The 11949-nt window shown below is 35.3% G+C and carries 7 protein-coding genes; 2 read left to right on the top strand and 5 right to left on the bottom strand.

Translation table 11 applies throughout. The annotated features are described in order from the left end of the window. Nucleotides 1-11 precede the first annotated feature (11 nt). Together ACEN2H_RS10120 and ACEN2H_RS10115 are read left to right on the top strand one after the other, a co-directional pair. Nucleotides 12-1370, top strand: coding sequence for an Ig-like domain-containing protein (locus ACEN2H_RS10120; RefSeq protein WP_441732220.1), 1359 nt, complete (start codon nt 12-14; stop codon nt 1368-1370). Nucleotides 1371-1395: 25 nt separating this feature from the next. Next, nucleotides 1396-2859 (top strand): SLC13 family permease, encoded by a 1464-nt coding sequence (locus ACEN2H_RS10115; RefSeq protein WP_441732246.1) that lies wholly within the window; start codon nt 1396-1398, stop codon nt 2857-2859. Nucleotides 2860-3515: 656 nt separating this feature from the next. Here the strand turns inward: ACEN2H_RS10115 and ACEN2H_RS10110 are convergent. The 5 genes from ACEN2H_RS10110 to ACEN2H_RS10090 all read right to left on the bottom strand — a co-directional run bounded on the left by ACEN2H_RS10110 (nt 3516) and on the right by ACEN2H_RS10090 (nt 11945). Continuing rightward, nucleotides 3516-4553, bottom strand: a complete 1038-nt coding sequence (locus ACEN2H_RS10110) for an isoaspartyl peptidase/L-asparaginase family protein (protein WP_441732219.1) — start codon at nt 4551-4553, stop codon at nt 3516-3518. A 36-nt stretch (nt 4554-4589) separates the two neighbouring features. After that, nucleotides 4590-5894 carry a M20/M25/M40 family metallo-hydrolase gene (locus ACEN2H_RS10105; RefSeq protein WP_441732218.1) on the bottom strand — a complete coding sequence of 435 codons (1305 nt, stop codon included), beginning with the start codon at nt 5892-5894 and terminating at the stop codon, nt 4590-4592. 18 nt (nt 5895-5912) lie between these two features. Then, nucleotides 5913-7205: a M20/M25/M40 family metallo-hydrolase gene (locus ACEN2H_RS10100; protein WP_441732217.1), complete on the bottom strand. Its 1293-nt coding sequence runs from the start codon at nt 7203-7205 to the stop codon at nt 5913-5915. Nucleotides 7206-7329: 124 nt separating this feature from the next. Continuing rightward, the gene (locus ACEN2H_RS10095; RefSeq protein ID WP_441732216.1) at nt 7330-8727 is read right to left on the bottom strand and encodes a SusD/RagB family nutrient-binding outer membrane lipoprotein; all 1398 of its coding nucleotides are present in this window, start codon (nt 8725-8727) and stop codon (nt 7330-7332) included. 11 nt (nt 8728-8738) lie between these two features. Then, the gene (locus tag ACEN2H_RS10090) at nt 8739-11945 is read right to left on the bottom strand and encodes a SusC/RagA family TonB-linked outer membrane protein (RefSeq protein WP_441732215.1); all 3207 of its coding nucleotides are present in this window, start codon (nt 11943-11945) and stop codon (nt 8739-8741) included. Nucleotides 11946-11949 lie beyond the last annotated feature (4 nt).

Genomic DNA, 11949 nt, shown 5'->3' with positions numbered 1-11949 from the left:
AATCATATTATATGTATACACATAAATTAATTATTTCAGTTATGCTTTTGCTCTTGTTTACCAATTGTTCTAATGACTCTGGTATACAAGAAACTGGGCAAATAAATATTTTTTCGCTAACAGTTGAAGGTGGTAAAGTTACTTCTGCAATGGATAATATAAGTATCAATCCAACAATAAGATTTGTTTTTTCAAGGAGTATTGATCCTGCGTTGTTTGAAAAGGCTTTAAAAATTAATCCGTTATCCAACGGAACAATAGCAGCAATCAATTACACGAATAATTCATCAGCAGTTGAAGTATCGCTTAATCTTGATTATGGAAGTACATATGAATTTATTATCGAAGGTGCTATTGGGGTAAATGGAGAAATGCTCAGTGAAACTATTAATTTTAGTTTCAAAACACAAGTGGACGATACCATTTATTCTAAACCTCCCTGTTTAAATACAGCTGATTGTTTGCAGTCTAAACTTATTTCTCATAATACCGGACAAGGAAATTTTGATTTCTATGCCAATTATCCTATCTACGAAGAAAACGCTAACTGGCAAAATCTTGAGAAAGCAGTTATTGTAGTACATGGAGCTTCGATAAACCCAGATGATTACTACAGTTACATGAGTACAACCCTAGAGGCTTTGGGCGTTTCTGAAAGCACAGTGTTAATTGCACCAGACTTCAAATCGAGTGAGGTATCAAGTGGTGATCTTTACTGGAGTTCGCTAGGTTACAGAGACGGGAAAGAATCTAGTGGTGCGATTAAAATAAGTTCTTTTGAGGTTTTAGATATTCTTATTAGTCGTTTAGCGGATAAAAACTTTTTCCCCGTATTAAATGAGATAGTAATCACTGGGCAATCATCGGGCGGACGTTTTGTTCACACGTATGCTGCAGGAAATCGCTCTGAATCTCTATATCCGGAAATTCATTTCGAGTATATAGTAAGTGAAAGCCAGTATTTTTATTATCCCACAAACGAGCGGATTGATGAACAGACTAATAATTTGTATGTACCTACTAACTGTAATGGGCTACAGTTTTGGCCATTTGGATATGAGCTTGCACCGGATTACGTGAGTGCTTTGGACAAAGCAACCTTTAATGATCGTTTTGTGAGTCGAAGCATCACTTATTTGCTGGGAAATGGTTCTGGAAGTGATAGTGAGCTTAATACGACTGACTGCGAAGCAGTTCTTTCTGGTTCATCACGCTATCAAAGAGGGGAAAATATGTATCTATATATGGACTTAAAATATCCCAACCACAACCACAAAAAAACAATTGCACAAGGTATTTCGCATAACGGTTCAGCGATTTATACCTCACCTGAGTTTAAAGCATTATTAGCTCAATTGTTGAATAATTAATGATTCAAACATAAAAACAAAACAAATTTTGAATACAAAAAAAATAGGGCTTCTTTTAGGGCCCGCATTATTCATATTAACCCGATATGCATTACATTTAGATGGACTGTCAGATCAAGGAAATGCAGTGTTAGCATGTACTCTATGGGTTGCGACATGGTGGGTTACTGAGGCTATGCCAATTGCTGCCACGTCGCTATTACCCATTATTCTTTTTCCGCTTTCAGGGGCATTGCCTTTGGATGATACCTCGTCCTCATTTGGTCATCGATATATTTTTCTTTACTTGGGAGGATTTATATTAGCGCTTTCCATTGAAAAATGGAATTTGCACAAACGGATTGCTTTAAACATCATTAATTTGATAGGCACTAATGTGCGTAAAATAATTTTAGGTTTTATGATTGCCACGGCTTTTCTATCCATGTGGATATCAAACACTGCTACGGCAGTTATGATGCTACCTATAGGTATTGCCATTGTCAAACAAATGAAAGACTTAAAAAGTACGGCTGAAGATGAAAATGCAATATTTGGAAAAGCCTTGATGTTAGCAATTGCATTTAGTGCCTCCATTGGTGGCGTAGCTACTTTGATTGGAACACCTCCAAATCTTGTTTTTGCAGGTATAGTTCAAGAATTATATGGGATAGAGATTAGTTTTTTGCAGTGGTTTATGTTTGGACTACCCATTTCAGTTGTCCTTCTTGCCATTTCATGGCTATATTTAACTCGCGTGGCATTTAAGTTTAAACATATTGAGTTTGAAGAAGGTCAAGTCGAAATCAAACGACAACTTAGCGGCTTAGGGAAAATGAGTTATGAAGAAAAAATAGTTTTATCTGTTTTTGTTCTAACCGGATTTGCCTGGATATCAAGATCCTTTTTCTTAAATATATTTATACCTGACCTTGATGATTCCATAATTGCACTTATAGCCGGGGTCTGCTTGTTTTTATTCAATTCTAATTCACCTGACGGTACCGAAAAAATAATGCATTGGGAAGATGCTGTAAAGTTACCTTGGGGTATTTTATTGCTTTTCGGAAGTGGTTTGGCTATTGCTTCAGGCTTTCAAGCTAGCGGATTGGCTACTTTTATTGCTGAAAAGATGGTCCATCTTAATGGGTATTCAATTTTCATCATTCTTTTAGTTGTAATAACAGCTGTTAATTTCTTAACAGAAATCACCTCTAACTTAGCTACAATAGCGATGTTGTTACCTATACTAGCTCCCACTGCCGTTGTGCTCGATGTACATCCTTTTTTACTCATGGTTGGTGCTACTTTAGCAGCCTCATGCGCCTTTATGTTGCCTGTCGCTACACCTCCTAACGCAGTGGTTTTTGGGTCAAATTACTTAAAAATTTCTGATATGGTAAGGGTTGGAATAGTGATGAATGTCATATCTATTATAATCGTTATGATAATGGTCTATTTTGTACTGCCATTTCTTTGGGACTTTAACGCATTTAAGAACCCATTTTAATAAAAACAATGAACTGGATATGCAAATAAAAACTGCACATCTAGTTAAGCTCCATTTTTGTTATTATTTTGATTATTAAATCCTGATTTGTTTAACTGCTTGGTTGTTCTTTGTATTCCTTTAAGTACAGATCGGCAATATCTGTTCCTGTTTCGTAATCAGAATTTTCAAGCCAATCGTTAACGATATTTTAAACCTTAACTTATTTAATTTCTTAGCCATATGGAACCAATCTGAATACTCGCCTTTATCCGGAAATACAATAATTCTATAATCTTTTATTGGCTTTAAAAATTCATACTTTAAACCGCTTTTAGAACAAATTGCCATCCAAAGTGTAATGCAAAGCATATCATAGTCTTTTTCTGAAATACCTTTCGGACTACCAAAAAACTATAAAACAATAAAAAGTAAAGCCCCTAAAAACAAGGAAAATAAATTTACGCATGAATTTAGTTTTTATTATATTTTTTAGTTCAAAAACCCATTCATCAAGTCATTGCATGAAAAAATCCCAGCTCTTTTGAATACAAATGACTTGAAAATTTTTTATGCTTTTTTTTAAACTTACATCAAAGCAATTGGTAGAACCAAAAGTAAATCAAAAATTCAATAATTAATTTAAATCCGCACTAGAACATGGCTTTAGATAGTTATTAATTTTGCTCAAACATTTCTACGATATTTTCTCCACTTGATTTTTTATATCCCCTAAACATGCCATCGGAGTTAAAATCCCATGAAACATTCCCGTTCTTGTCTAATAAAATCATACCTCCTTCACCACCAAGACCACCTATTTGATTAAACAAGACTTCGTGTAAAGCTTCTTTAGGACTCAATCCCTTATATTGTATTAAACTTGAAACTTCATGAGCGGCGACTGTTCGCATAAAATATTCACCAGCGCCAGTAGCTGAAATTCCACAAGTTTGATTATTTGCATAAGTTCCTGCACCAATAATGGGCGAATCACCTATTCTTCCATATTTCTTATTAGTCATGCCTCCGGTTGAAGTTCCTGCAGCAATATTTCCTTTTTTATCAATTGCAACTGCTCCTACAGTTCCAAATTTATGATCGTCAATTAATCCACTATGATCTAGGAGTGTCTCTTCTGTTCCTTGCACTTTTCGCAACTGATTTAATCTTTTTTCAGTAAAGAAATACGATTCATCAACCATTTCAACGCCATTGTTTTTTGCCATTATTTCAGCTCTTGTACCAGATAGCAACACATGCTTCGTACTATCCATAACTACACGCGCAGCTAAAATCGGATTTTTTATATGGTTGACACCTGCAACGGCACCACAATTTAAATTTTCTCCATCCATAATTGCGGCATCCATTTCTTGCTTTCCTTCACTGTTATATACAGCTCCTTTGCCAGCATTAAACAAGGGAGAGTCTTCCATTACATTGATTGCTGCTTGTACTGCATCTAAAGAAATCCCACCTTTTTCTAAAACAGCATACCCAGCGTTAAGTGCTTCTTGGAGTTTTTGCGAATACGCTTGCTGTTGCTCAGGGGAATGATTTTTTCTGTTAACTCCACCAGCACCACCATGAATAACAAGCGCAAATGAATTGGGCTCACGCTGCTCTGGATTCGCCTTTGTCGATAAAATACTTTTACAAGAAAATAAAAAGAAAGTAGATAATAATAATGATAATAATATTGATTTTTTCATTTTGAATTTGTTTTATACTCACCTTTCGATCCGCGTTTATGACTTGGTGTTAATCAATCTATAAATTAATAGTGCCGCTCTTTTTGTTAAATCTTTAAAATGAGCTATATCCATACTTTCCTGGGGGGTATGCGAACCGCTACCCATCGTGCCTAACCCATCGAGACCGTCAACATATTTCGCTACAAACGAAATGTCACCTGCGCCTCGTTTGGCTGGATCGTATGCCTCAACTCTTCCTTGCCCCATCGCTTGACTAACTCCATCAAGTACCTTTAAAACAGCATAATTACCTTCCGTCGGTGCCATAGGAGGATATTTTAAATCAAACGATATTTTAGCTGTAGTTTTTGGTAAGTTATTAGCAACTATCGCTTTCATTTTCTCAACGGTTGTACTAATTTGCTCATCCGTCAAACAACGGATATCACCATTCGCAATAGATTTTTGCGCAACAATATTGGTTTTTCCAAAAGTGGAACCTTTTGATTGTGTTTCGTTAAAATCTACTAAAGTACCTCCTACTAAAGTCGCCGCATTAAAGGTTAGATTCTGTTCTGGCAGATCTGTATAAAATGAATTCAAAATTCTTGCCATTTCATATATAGCGCCAGCACCAACAGCATCTGTAAAAATACCTGCTGAATGTGCTCTTGTGCCAGAAGTTTCTACAGTCCAACTTCCCGAACTTCTTCTGGCCACAGTAGCGTAATTAAGACCACTAGCTCCTTCGAATCCAAGCGCAATATCACTTCGTTTGGCTGCATCAATTAAATCTTTTCTAGAAATTTCTACAGGATTACCTGCTTTTTCTTCATCACCACTATAGGCAACGATAATTTGAGTGTTTTTTAAAACCCCAGCATCGTGTAACGCTTTTAAGGCATATAATATAATGACATTTCCTCCTTTCATATCTGTTACACCAGGTCCGTAAACCACTGTAGAGTCTCTAGTAAAAGTTTGAAACGAACTGTTTTCCTCAAAAACAGTATCTAAATGTCCAATTAGTAATATTTTTTTTCCCTGTACAGAACCCGAATTAAGTTCACAAAATAAATGACCAGCTCGATCCATAGTATCCGGCATCTCAAACCAAGTTGGAGCAAATCCGATTGCTTTAAATTCATCAGCAAAGATACCCCCTACTTTTTTTACACCTGCTATATTTAAAGAACCGCTGTTAATATTCACAACCTTTTCAAGTAAATTAATTGCTTCATTGTTGCTTTCCTCAATTAGATTAATAACCTTTTTTTCAATTGGCGTTAATTTTTGCGCATGAAGATTAACGGATATTATAATCATCAAAAAGAGGGAAATAAATTTTAGATTTTTCATAAGAATTGTTTTGTTGATTTAGTTAATTAATTCAGCCTCAGATAAAGTAATTAATAATGCTAGTTTAATAGCCTCTGCTCCTTTTTTATTCAGGTACCACTCATGCAAGGAATGCGCACCTCCGCTTTCACCACCCCTTCCTATACAAATAGCAGGTATGTTTTTAGATATAGGGATGCTTGCATTAGTGGAGCCAATTGTTAATTCAGGTTTTTCACCAAACAAAAGTGTCGCGGCCATAGCCCTTTGAATTAAAGGAAGGTCTTTTGACAACTCCCCAGAAGGTCGTTCACCTATTTTATCTAATTCTAAAGTGACTTCATCTTTTATATTTGAAGCATTGTAATCCTTTACCGCTCTAGTTATCGATTCCTTAAAGATATTCTCAATTTCCTCAAGTCTCAAAGAAGAAACAGACCGCATATCTACTTCCATCCATGATTCAAAAGGAATTGAATTGATAGATGTTCCCCCACCAATCCTACCAATATTAAAACTTGTTTTTTCGCCATTACTGGTATATTTAGCTGCTTCTTGACTAAAATAATCAATCGCCTTTCCAAGAGCGTGATTAGGGTTTGCTAATCCGAAACTTCCCCAAGAATGACCTCCTTTTCCTCTAAAGGTAACTTTATATCTTTTTGATCCTAATGCCGCATTATTTATACGGCCTATATCACCTCCATCGATTGAAATCCAAGAATCTATTTTTAAATTAGACTTGTTAAATAAATATTTCATACCTCTAAGGTCGCCCAAACCTTCTTCACCAACGGACCCTACAAAGAGAATGTCATTTTGAGTTTCAATTTTAGACTGATTTAATGCTTTTAAAACACTAATAATCATTGATAACCCTCTTGTATCATCACCAATGCCAGGCGCTTTTAACGTGTCCCCCACCTTAGTTACTTTCACATTAGTTCCTTCGGGAAACACAACATCTAAATGAGCATCTAAACCCACTAATTTTTCACTTGTTTTGCCTTTACGTAAAGCTAAAACATTACCTTCTTCATCAATCCAAACTTTATCAGCCCCAGCTTCTTCAATCATTTTTTTAAATAATAACCCTTTCTCTGATTCTCTAAAAGGAGGAGCTAATACTTCTGTTAATTGAATCATATCTTTGATGGTCTGTTCATCATTGTGTTCAATAATTTCAAATGCCGTTTTAACCTTTTTATTTTTTATTAACTTAGATAATTGGTCTCTATACTTATTTTGAATAGCATTGTTTTCTTGGGCATAATTACTTGTACTCATTATAATGCTAAAAAAAACAATGATCACTTTTAAAATGTTTTTCATTTAATTATAAATTAGATTTTTATTATTAAAACAGTAAAGTCTCTACCTTAATAACTCCTTTGTTTTAGATCTAAATTTAAAAAAGAGGTTGCATAACAACCTCTAATCTAAATAAATTGTAATTTTACTCGTTTACCGGTGTTTTGACGAATAATCCAGGAATTGGTGACGGAGCAAATTCATTTCCATTTATTTCATCTTGAGAAATTAAAAATCGCTCAGGATAAGAACTACCAGAATTGATAGGAATAGGCATAGCTATATCATTATCTGTTGAACGAATTCTCCTAAAATCATCGAAAGGAACTAATGTACCAAAACAAGAAACATATTTTTCTTCCATGATTTCTCTTAATAGCGCTTTATTAGAGCTTATATTATCTTTATTTTCAATTCCACCAGCATCAAAATCAGTAGATACGTAAGCGTCATATTTTAGAGAAAGAGTAGGATCTCCGGCAAAAACATTTCCTGAAACTAAATAACTTCTTAAGGCATTTAAACGTAAAACCCCTTCGTTGAATCCGACAGTTCTAAAACCTGTTTCCGCTAAAATTAATAAATTTTCTTCATAAGAGACTAAAGGCATTAGAGCATTAGCTGCACTAAATCTATTACTCTTAATTCCTGCTTGATCAAGTATTAAAAAATCTCGCCTTCTACTCTCATTGGTTTTATTATTATTTCTTGATGAGACTTTTGAAACATCCAATAAATCTTGAGTGAAAGAACCTGTTGATGTAAGGTCGCCCGATCTACTTCCCGTTAAAATTAAATTATATAGATTACTATTCTCCATTGTAGATCCATAACCAGTAAATGCGGCTGCGTATCTAAGTGAATTCACTTTTGAAGTGACTCCTAAAAGAGCGCTTTGATAAGCCTCAGGATATTGTCTTGTCATTAAATAGTATCGTGCTTTTAAAGTATTAGCAACTTGTATCCAAGCAACAGGATTACCTCCTAATAAAACATCATTACTTAATTTTCGAGAAGGTGAAACGCTACTTAATTGGGTGATTGCTGAAGTAAGCAATACCTGAGCAGCTTGAAAAACTTCAATCTGACTGTCAAATGCGGCCTTTGTTTCAACACCAACTTTAGAATATGGAATATCTCCAAACATAGAAGCCATAGTTCCAATTCCGTGTGCTTCAACTATATTTGCAATGCCCTTAACCAACTCATCTTCTGAGTTTTTTTGAATAACATCGTTCTGAGTCATAATTCCATGGTACATAAAAGCCCAAACATCATTAGAGTCTTCAGGTGATATAATATAATTATTAATTCGTCCATACAAATTATCGACGCCCCGCATTTGTCCTGTCCAAAATTGGGAAATACGCATTAGGTGTCCTGATTGTATTTGAACATCAGCCAATTCCATCCCTTTTAATAACAATTCTGCAGGAACATCCGTAGATACATTTGGATCTTCGTTAATATCTAGATACTGATCGCAACCAAATAAAGATAATAGTAACGTCAAGCATATAATTTTTTTAATATATATTTTCATCTTGATTTATTTTAAAAGTTAATATTCATTCCAAAAACTAAAGACTTTGAACTTGGATTCGTAAAATAATCTAATCCTTTGCCTACACCTGATCCAAATTGATTGACATCTGGGTCAATTCCCTTAATCTTAGTCCATAACGCTAAATTCCGCCCAGTTACTGATAAATCAATAGACTCCATACCTGTCTTTTTTATTAGTGTACCTCTTAAACTATAACTTAAACTAATTTCTCTTAACCGAGTCCAACTTGCATCTGCTATCGCAAATTCATTAATCACAGACCCTCCAAAACCACCTCCAAGTGAAGTGTACCAACTTTCATCTAACAATACAGGACCGCTGCCATAATCTTTAACATTTCCCCTTACTGTAGATCCGGCGGGAATAACAGTACCTCTGAAGTTTTTTAGATCTTGAGTCAGTGTTACTTCATTACCAACATCAGCATGTGTACCAAAACCATACAATACATATCTTGTACGTTCTCCAATATCATTGCCTTGACTAGTATCAAACAATACGTTTAATGAAAAGTTTTTATAATTAGCTCTTATTCCTGCAGCACCTCTCCAGTCCGGATTTGGATCTCCAAGGACTTTATCTCCCGTTGTGTCTAATTGTGGAAATCCGTTAGCATCTAAGTCAAACGAACCATCACTGTTGCGCAATGCAGCACTTCCTAATAAAACACCCACTGGCTGGCCTACAACTGCAGCTGATTTTATCGAAGAACCTGGTGTAAAATCAACTGATGCTACACCTGCCAAATCTGTAACTTCACTTTTATTGGTTGAAATATTACCATATAAGTTTAATGAGAAGTCCTTTTTCTTTAGAAAATTATAGTCAAACTCAAATTCAAAACCATTATTTTGAAGTGAAGCCACATTACCTAACAAACTATCAAATCCAGAAGAGGGATTTAAAGAAATCGGGAGTAACATATCCTCTGTTTTATTAAAATAGTAAGTCCCAGACAGCTTCAGCTTATTTCTAAAGAATCTGAAATCTAATCCAGCCTCATATTCTTTCTTTTTTTCAAATTCTAAATAGGGATTTCCTTGATCATCATTCAATCTAAAACCTCCGCCAAAAGCAGTTAAAGAAATGGCGTCTGAATACCCAGAATAGCTTGCACTCTCATATCCAGTTTCCCAACCATGTGGATCAGGAGCCAAACCAACCTCTCCGTAAGCTAAACGAAGCTTTGCAAATGAAAGTGGACTATCGTTATCTAATTGAAGTAATTCACTCCATTTAAAACCAACTTCAACACTAGGGTAAACTATTGACTTTACACTAGATGACGCATCTTCATAGGTAAGTCCCAAATTTAGATTCAATAGATCATTGTAGTCAAAACTGGATTGACCATAAAACCGGACGTTTCTAATCCTTCTATTTTGCTCTTGCGCATCTCTAAGAGACGCAATTGATGGGTTTTTAAGTCTGCTGTTAAAAAGGTAATCAATAGCCTCGACATAGATTTGTTTTCTTTTTCTATCATTAATAGCACTTCCTAGCGTTACTTTTGCAGACAGCTTTTCAGTCAAATTAAAATTCATCAAAGAGATTAAATCAGCTGAAAACTCTGTATTTTTATAAATTTCGTTCTGGTACCTTCCGCTATTAGCTCCGTCTCCTGAGAACATTGGAAAAAAATACACTCTGTCATCATTATAAGTATCAAGCCCTGATCTTAGTACGAAATTTAACCACGGCGTAGCCTTAATATTAAAATCTATCGACCCAAAAAATCTATCTACTGTTGTTTCACTAGTCTGCTCATTAATAGTCCACAGTGGATTATTATAAGTCGGGTTTGCAGTATCTCCCAAATACCTTCTATAACTTCTGTGCCTTAAAGGTGTCGGAGTACCTACATTGTCATAATAAGTGCCAATGTAATCACTAATATCAAAATCAGCAGGATTGCGTAACAAACCCAAATAAATCCCTGCCGTATTTGACCCTTGTTGTATTCTATTTGAAGAACTATTGATATAAGAAACTTTAGCTGAAGTATTTAACCAGTCGTTAAATTTGTAAGTATTACCAAAAGTAATTGTGTTTTTAAAATAATTACTTTGCTTCATTATACCTTCTTGATCTAGATGTGAAGCACTGAAATAGAACGTTCCTTTCTCATTCCCTCCCGATAAACTTAATTTAATATCTTGTGCCATTCCATCTTGAAAGACTTGATCAAAATTACTATCATGATATACGTCCTTAGAATTCTTAGTGATTAACGGATAATATAGTGTACCATCTGCTGCTTCAAAATACCTTCCAGAAGTATTCACTACATCATCTCCTCCAACTCTATCTGATATTTTATCTCCCCATGAATTCGCAGCTGTAGCACTATATTTTCCCGCTGCACCCTGACCATAATTACTTTGTAAAGAATGTCTTCTGTTAATTTGATCAATAGAAACAGTAGAGCTTAATGACGCCTTCAATTTACCTGCTTTTCCTCTTTTAGTAGTGATTACGATCACCCCACCTAAAGCTTGAGATCCATATAAAGATCCTGCAGAAGCACCTTTGAAAACTTGAATGGTTTCGATATCATCCGGGTTGATGTCATTTAATCGCGACTGTTGAGAAACTCCACCGTCAGCAGCACTTGCTAACCCTTCAAGATTGCTATTATTAAGTGGAATACCATCAACTACTATTAACGGAGAACTTCCATTGATAGAACTAACACCTCTTATCTGAATGTTAGACCCCGCTCCTGGATCAGCACTACTACCTGTAATTGATAGTCCTGCAGCCTTACCTGCCAAACTATTAATTAAGGTTGGCTCTTTGGCAGCCGATATACTTTCTACACCGATTACTGAATAAGAGGAAGCCATGTTATCGCGTTTTTCTTTAAAACCAGAGACATTTACGACTATCTCATCTAAAGTTTGTGCATCACCAGACAAAGTGATATTTAAGGTGGTTCTTTCTCCAACAGCTACTTCAATAGTTTTGTAGCCAATATAGCTCACTTGCAATACCGTATTATTGTTTAAAACATTAAGGGAAAATTTTCCGTCAAAATCAGTTGTGGTAGCAATTGACCCCCCTTTTACAGATACTGTCGCTCCTGGCAATGGCCCCGCATTGTCACTTACAGACCCCTTCACTGCGCGCTGCGCAAACAGAAAACCGCTTGATAAAAATACGGTTAACGTACATAAAATAAGTTTTTTAATCATGTTA

This window comes from Flavobacterium sp. W22_SRS_FP1, assembly GCF_052113685.1.
Lineage (GTDB): Bacteria > Bacteroidota > Bacteroidia > Flavobacteriales > Flavobacteriaceae > Flavobacterium.
Note: the sequence above shows the minus strand (reverse complement) of the source record. Positions and strands in the feature narration are given on the sequence as shown.

What these genes read in the sequence shown, in the direction of transcription:
- ACEN2H_RS10105 (WP_441732218.1), bottom strand. Translation starts at nt 5,894, where the DNA reads ATGAAAAATCTAAAATTTATTTCCCTCTTTTTGATGATTATAATATCC.
- ACEN2H_RS10095 (WP_441732216.1), bottom strand. Translation starts at nt 8,727, where the DNA reads ATGAAAATATATATTAAAAAAATTATATGCTTGACGTTACTATTATCT.
- ACEN2H_RS10110 (WP_441732219.1), bottom strand. Translation starts at nt 4,553, where the DNA reads ATGAAAAAATCAATATTATTATCATTATTATTATCTACTTTCTTTTTA.
- ACEN2H_RS10090 (WP_441732215.1), bottom strand. Translation starts at nt 11,945, where the DNA reads ATGATTAAAAAACTTATTTTATGTACGTTAACCGTATTTTTATCAAGC.
- ACEN2H_RS10100 (WP_441732217.1), bottom strand. Translation starts at nt 7,205, where the DNA reads ATGAAAAACATTTTAAAAGTGATCATTGTTTTTTTTAGCATTATAATG.
- ACEN2H_RS10120 (WP_441732220.1), top strand. Translation starts at nt 12, where the DNA reads ATGTATACACATAAATTAATTATTTCAGTTATGCTTTTGCTCTTGTTT.